The 18669-nt window shown below is 31.9% G+C and carries 17 protein-coding genes; 4 read left to right on the top strand and 13 right to left on the bottom strand.

Going from position 1 to position 18669, the window contains the following annotated elements; all coding sequences use genetic code 11:
- Positions 1-10 precede the first annotated feature (10 nt).
- From FLACHUCJ7_RS16675 to FLACHUCJ7_RS16720, 10 genes are all read right to left on the bottom strand, one after another.
- A complete protein-coding gene (locus tag FLACHUCJ7_RS16675) occupies positions 11-694 on the bottom strand; it encodes an acyltransferase (protein WP_180909690.1) in 684 nt (227 codons plus the stop codon).
- Positions 691-1830: a glycosyltransferase family 4 protein gene (locus tag FLACHUCJ7_RS16680; RefSeq protein ID WP_180909691.1), complete on the bottom strand. Its 1140-nt coding sequence runs from the start codon at positions 1828-1830 to the stop codon at positions 691-693. Before FLACHUCJ7_RS16680 ends, FLACHUCJ7_RS16675 begins: the two co-directional genes overlap by 4 nt.
- Positions 1827-3104: a glycosyltransferase gene (locus FLACHUCJ7_RS16685; RefSeq protein WP_180909692.1), complete on the bottom strand. Its 1278-nt coding sequence runs from the start codon at positions 3102-3104 to the stop codon at positions 1827-1829. The genes FLACHUCJ7_RS16680 and FLACHUCJ7_RS16685 overlap by 4 nt, the downstream gene beginning before the upstream one ends.
- A 4-nt stretch (positions 3105-3108) precedes the next feature.
- A complete protein-coding gene (locus tag FLACHUCJ7_RS16690) occupies positions 3109-4596 on the bottom strand; it encodes a hypothetical protein (protein WP_180909693.1) in 1488 nt (495 codons plus the stop codon).
- 2 nt (positions 4597-4598) lie between these two features.
- Positions 4599-5729 carry a glycosyltransferase gene (locus FLACHUCJ7_RS16695; RefSeq protein WP_180909694.1) on the bottom strand — a complete coding sequence of 377 codons (1131 nt, stop codon included), beginning with the start codon at positions 5727-5729 and terminating at the stop codon, positions 4599-4601.
- 43 nt (positions 5730-5772) lie between these two features.
- Entirely contained in the window at positions 5773-5964 is a 192-nt protein-coding gene (locus FLACHUCJ7_RS25635; RefSeq protein WP_379782526.1) for a sensor histidine kinase, read from the bottom strand.
- 614 nt (positions 5965-6578) lie between these two features.
- Positions 6579-7535, bottom strand: a complete 957-nt coding sequence (locus tag FLACHUCJ7_RS16705) for a GDP-L-fucose synthase family protein (RefSeq protein WP_317170925.1) — start codon at positions 7533-7535, stop codon at positions 6579-6581.
- Positions 7536-7542: 7 nt separating this feature from the next.
- The gene (gmd, locus tag FLACHUCJ7_RS16710; protein ID WP_180909697.1) at positions 7543-8667 is read right to left on the bottom strand and encodes a GDP-mannose 4,6-dehydratase; all 1125 of its coding nucleotides are present in this window, start codon (positions 8665-8667) and stop codon (positions 7543-7545) included.
- 52 nt (positions 8668-8719) lie between these two features.
- Positions 8720-9724, bottom strand: coding sequence for a mannose-1-phosphate guanylyltransferase (locus FLACHUCJ7_RS16715; RefSeq protein WP_180909698.1), 1005 nt, complete (start codon positions 9722-9724; stop codon positions 8720-8722).
- Complete coding sequence (locus tag FLACHUCJ7_RS16720; protein WP_180909699.1) at positions 9721-10149, bottom strand: adenylyltransferase/cytidyltransferase family protein; 429 nt, start codon at positions 10147-10149, stop codon at positions 9721-9723. The genes FLACHUCJ7_RS16715 and FLACHUCJ7_RS16720 overlap by 4 nt, the downstream gene beginning before the upstream one ends.
- 528 nt (positions 10150-10677) lie before the next feature.
- Between FLACHUCJ7_RS16720 and FLACHUCJ7_RS16725 the strand changes: the two genes are divergently transcribed.
- Positions 10678-12069: a UDP-glucose 6-dehydrogenase gene (locus FLACHUCJ7_RS16725; protein WP_180909700.1), complete on the top strand. Its 1392-nt coding sequence runs from the start codon at positions 10678-10680 to the stop codon at positions 12067-12069.
- A gap of 384 nt (positions 12070-12453) precedes the next feature.
- On the opposite strand, the gene FLACHUCJ7_RS16730 is transcribed toward FLACHUCJ7_RS16725, so the two are convergent.
- The 3 genes from FLACHUCJ7_RS16730 to FLACHUCJ7_RS16740 all read right to left on the bottom strand — a co-directional run bounded on the left by FLACHUCJ7_RS16730 (position 12454) and on the right by FLACHUCJ7_RS16740 (position 15616).
- Positions 12454-12798, bottom strand: coding sequence for a helix-turn-helix domain-containing protein (locus FLACHUCJ7_RS16730; RefSeq protein WP_180909701.1), 345 nt, complete (start codon positions 12796-12798; stop codon positions 12454-12456).
- A gap of 363 nt (positions 12799-13161) precedes the next feature.
- Positions 13162-13617, bottom strand: a complete 456-nt coding sequence (locus FLACHUCJ7_RS16735) for a response regulator (protein WP_180909702.1) — start codon at positions 13615-13617, stop codon at positions 13162-13164.
- Positions 13604-15616 (bottom strand): sensor histidine kinase, encoded by a 2013-nt coding sequence (locus tag FLACHUCJ7_RS16740; protein ID WP_180909703.1) that lies wholly within the window; start codon positions 15614-15616, stop codon positions 13604-13606. Before FLACHUCJ7_RS16740 ends, FLACHUCJ7_RS16735 begins: the two co-directional genes overlap by 14 nt.
- A 114-nt stretch (positions 15617-15730) precedes the next feature.
- On the opposite strand from FLACHUCJ7_RS16740, the gene FLACHUCJ7_RS16745 reads away from it, so the two are divergent.
- The 3 genes from FLACHUCJ7_RS16745 (at position 15731) to FLACHUCJ7_RS16755 (ending at position 18491) form a co-directional block, all read left to right on the top strand.
- Positions 15731-16501, top strand: coding sequence for a response regulator transcription factor (locus FLACHUCJ7_RS16745; protein ID WP_180909704.1), 771 nt, complete (start codon positions 15731-15733; stop codon positions 16499-16501).
- 229 nt (positions 16502-16730) lie between these two features.
- The gene (locus FLACHUCJ7_RS16750; RefSeq protein WP_180909881.1) at positions 16731-17561 is read left to right on the top strand and encodes an IS982 family transposase; all 831 of its coding nucleotides are present in this window, start codon (positions 16731-16733) and stop codon (positions 17559-17561) included.
- A 573-nt stretch (positions 17562-18134) separates the two neighbouring features.
- Positions 18135-18491 carry a response regulator transcription factor gene (locus FLACHUCJ7_RS16755; protein ID WP_180909705.1) on the top strand — a complete coding sequence of 119 codons (357 nt, stop codon included), beginning with the start codon at positions 18135-18137 and terminating at the stop codon, positions 18489-18491.
- Positions 18492-18669: the final 178 nt, after the last annotated feature.

Below are 18669 nucleotides of genomic sequence, written 5' to 3' on the forward strand. Positions count from 1 at the left end.
ATTTAAAGTATTATTTCTCCCAATAAACATTTTTCTTAACCATTACTGCCGGTACACCGCCAATGATTATGTTGGGCTCTGAAAAAGATTTTGTTACAATGGAACCTAAAGCTACTATGCTGTTATCTGAAATTGTTACTCCTTTGAGAATAGCTGCATAGCTTGCTATCCAGACCTGACTGCCAATTTTTATTGGTCTGTTTGCATTGATAATCCTATTATCCTGATCATAAATAGGATGACCATCTCCATCACGGATATGAATATTCCAGCCTGCCAGTATATTGTCTCCAAAAGTTACAATAGTATTACTGGCGCAGAAGAAATTCTGGTTTGCAGTAAAGTTTTTTCCAAAAATGATCTGTCCCTCGTTGTCTGTCCGTAAAGAAACTCCTCTTGCAAAATGTGCACTTCCGTCAAAAATAACTTTACAGTTTTTTTTTATTGTCCAATAACTAAAGCGGTTGCATTCATTTCCCAAAGCACCTTCTCCCCAGCCGATTTTAATCATTCCAAATACTGCTTCTGCATTTAGTACAACAGTATTCCTGTGCAGCGAGCAGAACTTAGTTCTGTAATCTACCAAGATCGGAAGCTTAAAAGCTGTTTTAGGTTCAAACAGACAGAAATTAAAATAGATCGTTTTAGGGAGACTCAGACTTAACCGTATTATTTTTTTTAACAAATTAATCATGAGTGCTTATTTAATATCGTATTACATAATTTTATTAATTCTTCGCCTGAATGCGTCCAACTGTATTTTTTGGCATTTTCATAACCTGACTCAATCAGCTTTTTTCGAAATTCAGCATCAAGTATAATACGCTCTAAAGCATCTGTTGTCTGCTCAATTTTAAATGGATCTACTAATACTGCTGCATCGCCGGCTACCTCTGGCATAGAAGAAACATTAGAAGTAATAACAGGAGTTCCTGCCGCCATGGCTTCTATAATGGGCAGCCCAAAACCTTCGTAAGACGATATAAATGCCATCGCTAAAGCCAATTTGTAAACCGCTGGTTTGTCTTCTTCATCAATGTAAGAAGTAAAGAAAACCTGTTTTTCTATCTTAAGATTTACTGCCAGTTTTTTTAATTCTTCATTTCCCTGGGTAATTACCAGACTGATTTCTTCTCTTATATCTCCGGAAAGCAAAGCATAAGCCCGAATCAAATTATCTACATTTTTATGTTTGCGTATTCCTCCCAGATACACCACAAACTTATTGGGCAGCTGATATTTTTCTTTGACTTTTGTTAAGTGTTCTTGTTCAATTTCGTTGCTATACAACTCAAAATCAACGCCATTAGGAATGACAAAAATTTTATTTTTGTTGTATAAAAACTCTTCCAGAATGTCTTTTTTAGAAGCCTCTGAAATGGTAATCAGATAATCAGAATACCTGATCGCATAATCTATATCATTTCTGTAATCTGTTTTTATGCTGCTGTTTTCTGTGGCAACTCTTAAAGGAATTAAATCATGAATCGTACTTATTACAATACCACTATAATTTACTCTTGGAATTTTATAAGTCAGAAACAAATTAATATCTGACTCACCTTCCATCATATTGTGATAATAAAAAGGCAGTGCTTTTTTTATTAATCTGGAATAAACAACTTTAACCGGAATAGCTGAATATTTTACAGGAAAGGAAAATCTCCCTAATTCTTTCTTTTTGACACCTCTTACAAAATTAAAACTGCCGAAAATTTTATATAATTTACTTTTTTCTAATTCGGCTATTAATTTATTGGCAAAGAGAGCAATACCGGAACCTTGATTGTTTACAGGCTGTAGATTTATATTTATAGTATTTCTTTTCATTGTACAGAATTTACTTTAAGCTGCTGATAAAATTTTTTGTAATTGGCCTCCGCATTACATCTTTCTTCCCAGATTCTTCTAGACTGTCTGCACATGTCGTTGAATTCTTCGGCCTCTAATAAAGCTGTTTTGGTCAGTATATTAAGCAGTTCTTCGTTAGTAAAATCTTTATCCAGTAAAAAACCATTGACTCCATTTTCTACAATCTCTGCCGTTCCCCCAACATTTGTAGCGATTATAATTTTCCCAAAAGACATGGCTTCCATAATAGAAACAGGAACTCCTTCGTTTTCGCTTACATTGATAAAAACATCATAGGTTTTATTGGCATATTCCTGAAGTACTTTTTCATTGCTGTAAGCTCCCATCAATTTTACCGATACCTGAGGATTATCGATCTGTGCGGCCATTTTTTTTATCTTCTCAAATTCTTCTCCATCACCATAATGCACCCACTCTATCTTTACCGAAAGCTTTGAAACTGCTTCAAGAATAGCAGATACTCTTTTAACAGGACGCATCCAGGAACAGGAAACAAGATGCAGTGTTTCGCTTTTAGGAAAAATCTTTACTCCTTTGTCCAAAGAACCAAGTCTTGACAATTCTAATTTATCGCTGTGCTGCGGATACTTTTTATTCAAATATGCTACACCATCTTTTGAAATCGAATGAATTTCATTCATCTCAGATAAGATGTATTCTCTCATAGGCAGATAGCGGCCTGCATCAGCATACTCGTAGAGATCAAATCGATGACAGCGGGTTATTTCTTTTTCAAAACGGATTACTTTTTTAAGTTTCCTTTTTAATGAAATAATTACAAAAGCACTAATATGCATCCAGTAAGAATACAATACGATATCACAGTTCTTATACTTCTCCTTGATAATATTTTTTAAATCATCTAACGCGTTGTGTGCAATAAATAAAAAGACAAACAGCTGTTTAACATTTCTTAATGTCAGTCGTTTTGTCTGTATCAAAAGCCATAATTCTTTATAAAACTTTGAATTAGTGCAAGTCAAAAAAAGGAGTTTTATTATTCTTGATTTACTTTTATAAGAAAGAGCACTGTTGTAAAATGTTATCAACTGTTTTGGTTTCTTATAAATAATATCCTCAAACGTCAGGGCGCCATAAACTAAAATCGGAAAACATACTATTTCGTCAAAACCAGAGGCGTATTCTAATTCATTGGATAAAAAATCTTCCGATTTTCCATAAGGAAACTGCGTATTGACTACGATGAGTACTCTTTTTTTACTATTTTTCATTTTTTTAGACAATAGACCCAGCTGTCCATCTATAATTTAGATTCTTTACACGAGCCTCAGCTCTCCTATATTTGTTTTGTTTTAAAACTCCCATACGGTTTACCCATAAGACAAACCAATAAAAAAGTATGTATTTACTCCAGCAGAAAATAATCGTCTGCAGACAATAACAATGGACTAATCCCATAAGAATGGACATCCAGATGTACATGTATTTATAGTACAAATCCTGAATAACTTTAGAAGCTGCTTCCATTCTTACTAAAAGCATAATCATAATATAATTCCCTAAAATCAGAACCGGCCAGCCCAGCATATTACCACCTATAATTAAAAAACCTCCTGAAAGCGACAGCATCTGTCCCCTGTCATCTCTTTGTTTTAATGAATCTTTAAAAACATCAGAGGAAGAACGCAAATCTTCCAGACTATTGGATACGGTCTTAAAACCCGGCAGATCAGACAAACCTGAAAGTCCATCTGAAAAATCTTTAATCAAAGCCTCATTTGATTTAGCAGCGCTTATACCGATCGAGGCCTGATAAGAACGTGCAACAGTCCAGAGACCATTTGCATACTCTTCTATAAAATTGGAAACTACCACACTGGAATCGCCGCTTTCCAAAGTCTTTGCATTATCTTCTGCAAATTGTTTATTTACATAGGACAAAACCATAATTATAATGGCGAACGGAAGTAAAAATGCCAGAATTTTTGTTTTTAACTGCGGATAACTTACAATCAAAATGGTAATTGTAGCAATCGCCGTTTCGTATATTAGGGAACGATTAGTTCCAAAATAAGATATAAAATTAAAAATGGCGGCAATGACACCTAAGCTGAAATACAACTGAAAACCAGCTTTGTTTCTCGCATATTTTTTTGCCTCAGCAAGCAATAGTATGAAAATGAAGATTTTTATACTGTTAAAAATTGTGGCATCAAATACAACTGCGACTTTAGATACTGATTCTTTTAATGCTAATATATTCAGTCCAGGCATCCAGGAATTAAAACGGACTAAAAGGAATAAAAAATAAATAATCAGCACTCGTTTTCCGTAGGAATTTAGAGGAAGCTGTCTTTGCGAAATATCTTTCTTCCGATATTTTTTAATATAAAAAGGAAACCATTTTTTTATAACTGCACAGGCAATAAATAGTTCAATTCCATAAATAAGGACTGCAATATCATACGAATCAGCTTTGGCTCCAGGCATCCTGAAATTCAATTTTCCTTCCGAAAGCGTAATAAGAAAGGGCTGAATAATGTATCGAACAACAACAATACTGTAATAAATTTTAAGTCCTATTCCCTGCTTATGATAACGAATTATTGTACTACCATAAATAGATATGCATACTGTGAAAAATAAAGGAATTAAAAACAGTAATTCCAGACCCTTTCTGGCAATTGGCTGGTTATGTATATAATAACTCTCCATTATGCCCAGCAGCGCTAATCCAATTGTAATATAATTATGATTCTTCAAACTTAAACAGCTGCGTTAAAATACTCTACAACACCCCGAAGCGTAACAGACATGTCACATCTTTTCTGAGATGCTGACCTAATCTCTTCCGAAATATTACGATCTGAATTCTGGTACATTTTTTTATAAAATTCTATAAGTCCGTCAATGTCAACAGGAGTTTCATCTGGACTTATCTGATGTACATATTTTTCATTGTCCTGGCTTGAAAAGGCATCTACAGCGTAAGAAGATATCATAGGCAGTCCTTTTGCGGCATATTCCTTAGATTTTATTGTACTCTCTGTCTGTAATCCTATTCGGTGTATTGCAATTGAATTAACAGCAAGTTCTGCTTTCTCATAAAGAGCATCTAATTCACTGCCCGTTTTGAAACCGTAAAATATTACGTGTTTTTCAATGCCGTATTTTATCACTAATTCTTTATACCTTTTGATTTCATCTCCTTCACCGACTAAGTGGTAGATTATATTAATATCGCCTCCAAGCTGATAATACTCCTTCAGTCCTTCTATTAACCTGTCATAGCCATGGCAACTCATCGTAAGAGATACCGAAATCAAATGTATTTCATTGGCATTGTAAGGTTTCTTTTGTACCGGCGTAACATTTTCATAAATGATACCGTTAATAGTATTTATGGTCTTTATACCGAAAATCTTATGATCATTTGAATAAGTAACAATTCGCCCAACATAAAGTCTCAGCAAAAAATTAGAAGAAGCATCCATGAAATACCGCATTGCTCCTCCCTTCCACTTAAGCAGTTCGTGCTTGTAAGGAAACGTTGGGATTTCAATAACAATTTTACTCTTTTTTTTACTTAATATTCTCAGAGAATTGAGAAACAAAAAATCACACAGATGATACCTGGTGTAAATAAAATTATAGCTGTTTACCGAAAGTGTTTTATCAATAAAGGAATACATCTTGAGTCTTCGATTGGCATTTCCCAAAGGAATCGTTTCAAAAAAATTATTATTCAGATAATAAAGACAGTCTGGACCATAAGATATAAGCGTGACATTATATGATTTAATAAAAACTTTATATTGATTTAGTATTTTTTTAGACACCCCATTTAATTTTTCAAAATCAATTATGACTGGCGCTATATATAGTAACTGTTTCATTTTCTTTTAAAGTATTAATTTTGATTCTTAAAGTTTTTTAATTCTAAACAAAACAACTGCCTCTTCCCCAAGCAGACTTAACTTTAACAGATCCCTCCAAAACTTCAACGGTTTGTTTTACGATATGCAGTTCAATGTCGTATACTACTGAGTTATTAGATTTTCTGAAAAACTCATCAAATACTTTGTCCTGACTCATCTCAGCAATTCCAATTCCGTTATCTGAGACAGAAATTCAAAGTGCATTGCCGCCTGAATAACCTTCTATGACTATCACTTTGTCAGTAAATTCTTTTTTATAATATTTTATGACATTTCCCATCAAATTTCCCATACCGCATTTAACCTAAATTTATCTGACAAAAAGGCTTTCTGCTCTTTCAATATTTACTTAAAAATGAATTCCTAAAGTTTTTATTTCATTAGAAAAAAACTCGGCGGCTTCCATCACGTTTTTTTTAAGTGGAATTTTAGTGATTTGAAATTCTGGATAATCGGCTTTTGATTTTTTTAGATTGTTTCGAATCGTCTGGTCTGGATGAAACGCAGGTCTTTTATCAAAATGGACTCGAATATCATTTCTGAATCCCTATTTATATGCAGACATTCTAAAACTTCACTGTTTTGTATGTTTTTAAATTTATTGAGAAACTGCGGACAATGATTCCAGAACAAAACTGGAATTCCATATGAATTAATTCTTAAAAGATCTATCAAATCATTTTCCGAATAAGAAAACAAAAACAATTGATTTTTACTTTTATTTTTGATCTGTATTCTAACCGACAACATTGAAAAAAAAGATATTCGAAAAGTCTATAGAAAAGTTTAACGGAATATGTAATTCAATTACAAGCCGAATGAAACTTCTTTTATATTTTCAACATTGGCTAAAAACCATTCATATGTTTTTGCAATCCCGTCTTTAAGGCTAACCTTTTGTTTCCAGCCTAATTGCTGCATTTTTGAACTATCCATCCATTTTCGGGGTGTTCCGTCAGGCATAGAAGTATCCCAGATAATTTTACCCTGATGTCCTACGATGCTTTGAATCATTAATGCCAATTCTTTGATGCTTAAATCTTCACCTGATCCCACATTGTATAAATAATCCGGCAGTCTGTTTTCTAAAGCAAAAATAACGGCCTGCGCCATATCGTCTGCATGAAGGAATTCTCGCATGGGTTTTCCTGTCCCCCAAAGTATTACTGTTGCATGATTATTTTGCTTAGCCTGATGAAACTTTCTGATCATAGCAGGTAAAACATGTGAACTTTTTAAATCAAAATTATCATGAATCCCATACAAATTAGTAGGCATCAGGCTTACATAGTCTTTTGAAAATTCTTTACGGACGGCCTGACAAGCTTTTATTCCTGAAATTTTTGCCAGGGCATACCATTCATTGGTTGGCTCCAATGCAGCTGTTAATAAATAATCTTCCTGAATGGGCTGCGGTGCCATTTTGGGATAAATACAGGAACTTCCTAAGAAAATAAACTTCTCTATTCCTGACTTTAAAGCGGTATCAATTAAATTATTCTGAATCTGCATATTCTCCATAATAAACTGATAGGGATAATTATTGTTTGCCAGAATCCCTCCTACTTTTGCTGCCGCATCTACAACCGCCGTCGGTTTCTCCTTTTCAAAAAATGCCTGAACAGACTGCTGGTCACGCAGGTCCATCTCGCTGCTTGACTGTCCGATTAGATTTTGATAACCTGCATTCTCCAATGCTCTCCATACTGCAGACCCAACCATACCGCGATGACCTGCAATGTATATTTTGGAAGTTTTATCTATATTCATTTTACTCGTAATAGTTCATTGTTTGGTATCCTGCTTCTTCTAAATGATGATCTTTCTGCATTATCTTAATATCAGACTGCATCATATCATTTACTAAATCCTGTAAGTCATATTCAGGCATCCATCCTAATTTAGTATTCGCTTTTGTTGCGTCTCCAATTAATAATTCCACTTCTGTTGGACGGAAATAACGAGGATTTACCGCTAAGATTTCTTTTCCTATTTCTATTTGAAAATCAGGATTATTACATGCTGCTATGTAAGCCTTTTCTTCAACTCCGTTTCCTTTAAATTCAATTTCTACCCCTACATAAGCAAAACTCATCTTGACAAAATCACGAACTGTAGTAGTTGTTCCTGTAGCTATTACCCAGTCTTCGGGCTCGTCGGTCTGAAGAATCATCCACATCATACGGACATAATCCTTGGCATGTCCCCAGTCTCTCTGAGCATCCAGGTTTCCTAAATAAAATTTTTCCTGTAATCCTAAAGCAATACGGGATACTGCACGGGTAATTTTTCTGGTTACAAAAGTTTCCCCGCGGATTGGCGATTCATGGTTAAATAGAATTCCGTTGCAGGCATAAATGCCATAAGCTTCTCTGTAATTTACTGTGATCCAGTAGGCATACATTTTAGCAACTGCATAAGGGGAACGCGGGTAAAAGGGTGTTTTTTCTGTCTGTGGAACTTCCTGCACTTTTCCATATAGTTCAGATGTAGAAGCCTGATAAATGCGCGTCTTTTTTTCCAATCCTAATAAACGAACTGCATCTAAAATTCTTAAAGTCCCCAATCCGTCAGCATTACCTGTGTACTCTGGTACTTCAAAAGACACCTGAACATGGCTCATCGCTGCAAGATTGTAAATCTCATCGGGCTGTATTTCCTGAATGAGACGAATTAAATTTGTACTGTCGGTCATCTCGCCGTAATGGAGTATAAAGCGCTGGTTATCTACGTGCGGATCCTGATATAAATGATCGATACGATCTGTATTAAATAAAGAAGAGCGTCTTTTAAGTCCGTGTACTATATAGCCCTTTTTAAGTAAAAATTCACTTAAGTAAGCGCCGTCCTGTCCTGTAACTCCGGTTATTAAAGCTGTTTTTGGTGTGTTAGTCATAATATTTCTGATGTTGTAATAATTTTGTTTTTAACTGTGCTTTATACTGCCTTTACAGTAACGGAGAATTAACCGTTTCTAATTCCTGATAAACTCGTTTTACTTCTTGAGACTTTTCTTTTTTTACTACCAAAAAAGCATCAGGAGTATGAACTAAAAGGCAGTTTTCCACGCCAATAAAAGAAGTGTGGACGTTTGATCCAATTAAAATATTTCCGTTAGCATCAGCCTTATGGCCTTTCTTGACTAAATAATCATAAACGGACTCGAATGATCCCAGATCTGACCAGTCAAATTGTGAAGCCACAACCTTTATACTAGAACTGCGTTCCATCACAGCATAATCAATACTAATCGAAGGAATCTGCATAGACAGATCATAATCTAAGAAACCGGAATCATTAGAGTCCCATGCTAATTTTGCGTTATTATAAACTTCTGGTTCCAGTTTTTGAAGTTCCTGCAGAAATACTCCTGCCTTAAAGCAAAAAAGGCCACTGTTCCAATAAAAATTACCCTTTTCTAAAAATTCCTCTGCCTTATTCAAGACTGGTTTTTCATGAAAAGCCAGCACATTTTCTCCTTCGAACTCAATATATCCATAACCCGTTTCAGGTTTAGAAGGCTTAATGCCAAAAGTGACTAGAGAATCATTCTCAGCAATAACAAAAGCTCGTTTTAATGATGAAAGATATTCTTCCTCTCCGCTGATAATATGATCTGAAGGTGTCACTATTAAGATATCATCTTCTTTAGACTGAAAAGCTGCAAAAGCAATAGCTGCAGCAGTATTTCTTGGTGCCGCCTCAACAATATGTGAGTGAGCAACAGAAAATTTTTCCATTACTTTACAGCTCATTGCATAATTTTCAACGTTACCTACAATCACTAATCTGTCAGCCATGCTTTTATTTCTGCTAATGGTCATTTCAAGCAATGAAATTCCGTCAAAGAAGTCAAGATATTGTTTAGGCTTCGCTTTTCGAGAAAGAGGCCATAATCTGCTCCCAACACCGCCGGTTAATACGACATGAACAATATTACTGTTGCCAATCATTTATTTTCGTTTAAAAGTTCCATTTGAAAAACTTCTCTTCGCAGACCGCTACTGGAAAAACGATGATCTCGTGTGTTAAAGTAGAGCTCTATTCCTTTTTCTTCACAATAAGCTCTTCCTGTAAAGTCTCTCTCTTTATATTCATCTCCTAAAAAACGCATATCAATTTGAAAAGACTGCAAAATGTCCTGCAAATCCTGTTCTGTCGCATAGGGAACTATTTCATCTACAAATTTACACCCCTTCAGCTGGATGTAACGTTCCACAACCGATTGACTTGGTTTATTCTTATCAGGACGGTCAAGTGTTGGATCGGTCTGAAGTCCAACTATTAGATAGTCACAATTTAATTTTGCTTCTTCCAGCATTTTAATATGCCCTGCATGCAGCAGGTCAAAAGCACTAAATGTAATTCCTGTTTTCATAATTGATTTAGATTAAAATATAAAAAAGCTTTTGTTGTATTAACATCGATAAAATGTGCAGAAAAAATTAAAAATTTCAAAGTTGAAAAAGGGTTAACCATGGATAGTCACATTTTAACTATCCCAAAATATTATAAATAATAAAGTATAACTATTAACTCTTGCGGAAAGCTCTTAGAAAATCATGATACTCATCATATCGTTTCAATTTCTATAAAGAATCAAAAATTAAAATTACACAAGCAAAATTATTATAAACGAAAGGTTAATATCGAAACTGTAAAAGATAATAAAACCCTATTTTGGAACATATAACTCTTTAAAGGATGAAAAAAAATATCCTAAAAATTAATTTTATCAGCTTTAAACTAATGGACAATTATACATGTTCAAATACAAGTACAAAACAATTAACTCTTCGATAAAACAACTGATTAAAGATTCGCCGCTCCCATTACCTAATATTAAAAGCTAAATATTTTCGAACCTCTTTTTATCATGATAGAAAAAACTATAAAGTAAATAACAATGAAAATCACAAAAATATGCTGTATTGGCGCTGGATATGTCGGCGGACCTACCATGGCAGTTATAGCACAAAAATGCCCACACCTTACAATCACGGTGGTTGATTTAAATCAAGAACGAATTGATGCCTGGAATGATGAAAACACAGACAATATCCCAATTTTTGAACCTGGTTTGAGCGCGGTTATAGCAGAAACAAGAGGTAAAAATTTATTTTTTTCGAACCAGGTCGAAAAGGCAATTGAAGAAGCTGATATCATTTTCATTTCCGTAAACACACCAACCAAAACCTATGGTAAAGGAAAAGGAATGGCAGCAGATTTAAAGTATATTGAACTATGCGCCAGACAAATCGCAAAAGTTTCAAAGGACAATAAAATTATAGTGGAAAAATCAACCCTTCCTGTGCGAACTGCCGAAGCCATCAAAAGCATACTTGATAATACGGGCAATGGAGTACAATTCCAAATTTTATCTAATCCAGAATTCTTAGCTGAAGGAACTGCCGTTTCTGATTTACTGAATCCAGATCGAATATTAATCGGTGGCGATCAGACACCTGAAGGACAAAAAGCCATACAGTCCTTAGTCGATATATATGCAAACTGGGTGCCTCATGATAAAATAATAACTACAAATGTGTGGTCGTCAGAATTGTCTAAATTGACTGCCAATGCTTTTTTAGCACAGCGGATATCATCTATCAATGCCTTATCGGAACTCTGTGAAAAAACAGGAGCCGACATTAGTGAAGTGGCTCTTGCTATAGGAATGGACAGCAGAATTGGATCAAAATTTCTTAAAGCTTCTGTAGGCTTCGGTGGTTCCTGTTTTAAAAAAGATATTTTAAACTTAGTTTATATTGCTAAAACATACGGACTGAATGAAACAGCCGATTATTGGGAACAAGTAATCATAATGAACGACCATCAGAAAAAAAGATTTGCTGACAGGATTGTAAAAACACTGTACAACACAGTAGCCGGAAAAAAAATCACATTTTTAGGCTGGGCCTTCAAAAAAGACACTAATGATACTAGAGAATCTGCAGCTATTTACGCCGCAGATGATTTAATAAATGAACAAGCGGTTATCTGCATTTACGACCCTAAAGTAAATCAAAAAAAGATCTTAGCTGATTTGAATTGCCTAGAAACCAGATCATTGAAAGAAAACACAAACAGTATCAGATCATTTGAAAATCCTTATGAAGCCTGCCATGGAGCTCACGCAATAGCAGTTCTAACAGAGTGGGACGAATTTATTGACTATGACTGGAAAAAAATCTATGATTCAATGCAGAAACCTGCTTTTGTTTTTGATGGAAGAAATATACTAAACAAAATAGAGCTGCAAAAGATCGGGTTTGTTTACCAAGGTATTGGTTCCTAATAAAAAGAATTGATAATAAATTACAAAATCAAAACAGTACAGAAATTATACTGTGCATATGAAAATGAAATCAAGAAACCATGATTTTATTTCATGACGGCATAAAACATTTAAAAAAGAGACTGCAATGAACTAATAATATTGCAGTCTCTTTTTTCTTTATAGATAATTTCTACCGCCAATAAAGCTTAAACATCTACAAAAGCCTTATGTATTTCTACAAAAACACATACTTATTGAGAACTTTGAAGCATAGCTTAAGAAAAGATTAGAGAATAGAAATATTTCTTTCTCCTTCTAATAAAACCAATACGCTTGTCAAAATTTATACAAATAACAAAACGTCTTTCTTTCGACTAGCCTTTTGAATTTCTAACTTAATAATTAAATATTTTTTTTCAATTTTTTCTGCTGAAAATCTAAAAGTCTGTGGTCATGTGTTTTCATCGTATTTACATAAAAATTACTGTGACTGCTGGATTGTTCTTCATTTTTTTTATCTGCATAGGTATTGAAAAAATACGATACGTCAAAAAATAATAAATCAGAAATCGAAACTTCAAAAATATCTGCCAGTCTGGATATTTTAGAAATAGTTATATCAATTTCACCTCTTTCAATTTTACCATACCCGCTGTAAGTCATTTCCAATTCACCAGCAACAAAATCTCTGGTTAGATTTTTCATTTCCCTTATGGTTCTGATATTTTGAGAAACAATTTTATTCATAATTTGATTAAATGTATTTGATAATAATATAATTTTAACAATTTATTCTTAGGAACAAATAAATAAAATCAAGATTTTAAAACCTAAAATTATACGTACTGTTTAAAAAAAAATAGCATAGAATTAAAATAGCATTACTACTGGTTCTGCAGGCAACATATTAATAATAGACAAGAATTTTATCTATGATTTTTTTACAAAGAAATTAAGAAAAAAATGCTACTATTTTAATCATCACTTTAAAATTTATCTTTTTAATTATCTGGTCAGCTAAAATATTTTTTTTATGTAATTCTTCATAATATATTTAATTGATTAACAGTACTCAAAATTGTCTACAACTAAATTTCATTCTGTCTGATATTAAAGTAGTAGGTGTGGTTTAATTGTGAAAGTATTTTTTTTTATATCATTATGTAAACTATTTTGTATATTTTTATATTTTTCAAACCGTTCAAGCTTGACCGTAACCACCAGCATTAACTCATTTATTTTAAACGGTTTAGTTAAAAAATCATCTACTCCATCCAGCAGACATTTACGTATCAAATCAATTTCGTTTTTTGCTGATAAAAAAATAAAAGGAATCTGACTTAACAATTTGTTTTTTTTTACGTTTTCATAAAATTCAGCACCATTCATAACAGGCATAACAATGTCACATATAATTAAATCAGGCATCCAAAAATCTAAAACATCCAACGCCTCCTGCCCATTAGCTACAGTTCTCACATCATAATTTTTAAATACCAGAAGTTCCTTTATGGTATCTCTTATATTGGGTTCATCGTCAACAAATAGAATTTTATTGGTGTCCATAAGGAAATGTCAATTTAATTGTTGTTCCAAAATTTTCTTTTGTTTTTAATTCTACAGTACCGTTTAAAAATTCCGTGAATTGTTTAACAATAACTAAGCCCAATCCAGAACCTATAATTGAATTGGTATTGGAAGCACGGAAAAATGAAGTAAATAAATTTGGGATATCCTTCTTGGGTATTCCCATTCCATAATCAATGACCTGTATTTCGATGCTATTTTCTAAATAGGTTATAATTAGTTCAGGATCAGGTTTACCGACAGAATATTTAAATGCATTATTAATGACATTTGTAAGTATGTGGACGATCAGTGACTCATCAGTAAAAAATATTCTTTTTACTCCTCTCTTGGTTACTCTAATATTACTTCTGTCATCATTATTAAAATAGGTCTTGGTTAATGTCTCAATAAATTCATTAAAATCTATAGGCTGAATTACTTTCTCGATTTTTTTGGCTTCCTGCTTTCCAAAAACTAAAATATTATTCATGAGTTCAGTCATTCTCTCTACCTCATTTTTTATTCTTGAAATAACAACCTTACATTCATCACACAGTCCTTTTTCCTGATGATTTAGCTTCATCTCTAAAAGTTCAGCATTAGAATAAATAACCGTTAAGGGGGTTCTAAATTGATGCGAAGCAATAGAAACAAAGTTAGATTTTAATTCATTAAATTTCCTTTCTTTTAAAAGTGCAGCTTCCATTTCTTTATCAGCTCTAATACGTTTAGTTATGTCCCTGCTCGAAGTCTGAAATCCTATAATATTTTTTTCTGAATCACGCATAACTTTTGTTGATGTTTCCAGCCAGATATAGGTGCCGTCACTTTTTTTAAGCCGAAATGCAATAGTTTCAATTTGTTTGTTTTTCAAAATAGAATTATAATATTTTTTAATATTACTTAAGTCTCTTTTATGAATAAAATCCCAAGGACATTTATGAATCAACTCTTCAAAATTATACCCTATTATATCATTTGATAAACTGGAAACATATAATAAATTCCCTTCTTTTGAATGCTGACAAATTAAGTCAGTTGTATTTTCAGCAATAAATCTAAATTTTGCTTCAGACAACACTAATTGTTTTTCTTTTTCCACCAGTTCACTAATATCCATGTATGTCCCAATAACTTTCGTAGGTATTCCATTTTTATTTCGTTTTAACAACCCTGAATATTTTGCAGTAATAGAATGTCCTTTCTTATGAATAATTCTTGTATTACCTTCAAAACGCTTTAATTTTCCAGTTATAAAATCATTAAAATCAATTAAAATTTTTTTACCATCAACAGTAGAAAAAATCTTTGTCCAAAAATCGGGGGTATTGTTAATTTCTTCATTCGTATAACCCAATATTCCAAACCAATTCAAACTGAAATCTGTTTTTCCAGTTTCAATATCAAATTCCCACATTGCCTGATTGGAACTAGACATAAAAAAATTGAACTTTTCAATAGTTCTCTCTAGTTTTGATATAGTAGTAGTCTGGCTAAGTCGCAGCCCTATACTTTTTATAATATGCTGTAATACAAGAATTTCCTCATCATCCCAAATCCGCTCCTTTTTGCAGTCTTCAAGTCCCATCCAACCGTAAAATACATTGTCAGAAAAAATTGGTGCAAAAAAATAAGATTTGACTGCACGAATATTGAATATCTCTTTTAGTAATTTATTATCAATATCTTTACATGCCCCAAACCTTAATTTATCTCTTGATAAAACAGTATCAATAGATAAAAAAGCATTATTAAGACTCCTGTTTACATCAAAATGGTCGATAAAAGAAATTATATCATCATTACACCATTCGTAAGCGTAAGAGTAATCAAAACTTAACAGATTGTTATTATTTTTATTTTTTAGAATGTAACATCTATCTATATCATGCTCTAAAGCAATATCAGTAATACACAAATTTAAAGCATGATCTATTGATGAGCATTCCAATAGATGATTATTGATTTTAGAAACATACGACAGTAGTTTTTTCATCTTTTTTATCAATTTTTCAAATAAGACACTAAAAGTATTACATTTTATGCTTTTTTTTCAAAATAATACTGATGCTCTAAAAAATAACCGTAATGATTTAAAATAAATGATGAAATGATAAAACAAACAACTAAAATCACACTAATTGAAGACGATATAGCACTTGGTAACACTATATCTGAATTATTAAAATTAAATAATTTTGAAGTAATATATTTCAAGGACAGTACTGAAGGACTAATTTATTTAAACAAAAACATACCTGATATAATCATTTGCGATATGGTTATGCCCAATCTTAATGGAGAAGAATTGTTCTTTAAAACTCGCAGAAATAATAATTTCAATACAATTCCTTTTATTATGATCACTGCCAATGTGGATGACGATTTAAAATTTAAACAGCTCAAAAATGGTGTCAATGATTTTATTGTAAAGCCATTTAAAGTACAAGAATTAATTTATAAAATTAATAACCTGATCTCTCTTAAAAATAATATTGAAAAAAAATTTAGCCCGGATCCATTTTCTAAAATTACTATTAAGTTATCAGAAAAAGATTTTATCACTTCATTAAATGAAATTTTAATACAAAAAATAAAATCCAACATTGATATGAATGAACTCTCAAGAGATCTTGCCGTTAGTAAATCCACACTGGACAAAAAAATAAGAAAATTAACCAACAAAAATGCCAGTCAGTATATAAGAGAATTTAGACTAGATTATGCGGTTAAATTAATTAATTGCGGGGAAAGAAATATCAAATATATAGTTGACGAAACTGGATTCGGTTCATTCTCGTATTTTTCAACTAGTTTTAAATTATATCTTAATATGACCCCTCGTGATTTTATAAAATCTATTGAAAGAGAAAATAATTAACCTTATCATTTTCGATTAAAACATTAAAAGCAACCGTCTCAAATCATAAACTGTGACGGTGTTTTTTTATTACATTCCAAAAGAAGTTTTTCAAATTAACATACTGACAATTTATTATTCTGAATGAAGATTGTTAAATAATTAATTCAAGTTGCTAGTTATAAAATATAAAAAGTAAGCATCAAAAGTGAGAAATTTGGTTTACGACAACTAAAGACTCACAGATATGATGCTTACAAAAGACAAAATTATTTCAATTTTTTGTTTAATCGATGATATTTTACAAGGAATTGAGCACAAAGACGATATTAGAAGACAAGTAAGTGACAGTGAAATAATAATAACAGCCATAGTTTCCTCGACAAGTTTTTATGGTAATCATTGTTCTGCAATTCAATTTATGAAGCAATATGGGTATATCCCTAATATGCTTGAGAAAAGCAGATTCAATAGACGGCTTCATAAAGTAGGCAATCTTCTTTATGAATTATTTGAAATTATAAGTTCTTATTTTAAAGACTTTTGTTGCGAAATGCATTATATAATTGATTCTTTTCCAGTAGTGGTATGCCATAATATGAGAATTTCAAAATGCAAAATTCTTAAAGATAAAAAGTGGAGAGGTTACACGGCAAGTATGCGCAATTACTTTTACGGTGTCAAAGTACAATTAGTAACAACAAAATCAGGTATTCCAATAGCATTTCATTTTACACCAGGAAAAACAGCTGATGCAAAATCATTAGGAAGAATGATTGATAAATTACCTGCCGAAGCTTCAATATATGGCGATAGTGCTTATTTAGATTATAGTTTAGAAGATAAAGCTTTGGAACGAAAAGCAATTTTATTGAAAATTCAAAGAAAGTCGAATTCTAAAAGAAATGATACTTTAGAACAAAAAAGGGAAAAATTAAAAATGAGAAAAAGAGTAGAAACAACAATTAGCGATATCAAAAAACTTTTCCCAAGAACAATACACGCGGTGACACTGCAAGGGTTTATTATAAAGCTTACACTCTTTGTATTCGCACTACAATTAAACAAATCAATTAACTAGCAACTTGAATTAATTATGAAAATATGAATTACCATAATAAAAATAATTTGGTGTTAAATAAGATCTAATCTTAAATTTATAACTCTTTAATTCTATATAAAATATTTATTATCATAAATTATCATTTTTTATTTTTAATCCCTTAGAAATCTTGACCTCCAAAGAACTAAAACGTATCTAATCTGATCAATTTCAAACACTACACCCAATAGAATTTTAAAATTTTAGAATGCAGTAATACAAAAAATGTGATATAATTATTACATTTAAAAATAATATTTTAACTTTTTTCTTTTATGTTTTAAATTATTAATCTAAGTTTACGTAGCAATTAAGACTAAATTTAATATTTAATTTAAGGCATTAATTTGTTGTTTAATGCAGTTTAGTTACTATTCCCCTTGTACTTCAATGCTTTATAAGCTATATTTAAATTTATTAATACACTAGAGAAAAATATGTGTTCGTAATTTAAAGGAGTTTTTTTTATTCCATAAACATCCGAAAATGTCGTTCCTCGTATTTAATTCAAGTTTGCATAGTATTGAAATACAAAAGAAAAATAAAAGGAATATGGCTAAAATATTAATTATTGATGATGAAGAAGCATTAAGAAGTACAATTTGCGAGTTACTCTCTTTTGTGGGCTACAAAGTCTTTGAAGCACAAGATGGTGTAGAGGGATTAGAGAAGGTCAAAGAATTTAAACCTGATATTATTCTTTGTGATATTATGATGCCAAAACTTGATGGTTATGGCTTTATGGAACAGCATATCATATCTGAATATGCGTTTATTCCAGTTATATTTCTTTCAACTAAAATAGAAGCTAAAGATAAAAAAATGGGTAGCGATTTAGGAGTAAAAGAGTTTTTAAAAAAGCCGTTTGTTTTTAGTGATCTAAAAGAACTTATAGAAAATCATATATAACAATATTTTTCATCATTAGAAGCAGTCTCAATAAGAGAAAGGTTGGAATTACATCCTTCACGCTCCTCTAGAACAAAAGCCCAAATCTTTTACTTTTTAAGTTAGTAATTAGAAGATTTATTTAAAAGATAATACGAACATTTTAATATTATAAAAAAAATACTTATTAAAACAAAGA

The sequence above is a fragment of the Flavobacterium salmonis genome, assembly GCF_903819435.1.
Taxonomy (GTDB): Bacteria; Bacteroidota; Bacteroidia; order Flavobacteriales; family Flavobacteriaceae; genus Flavobacterium; species Flavobacterium chungangense.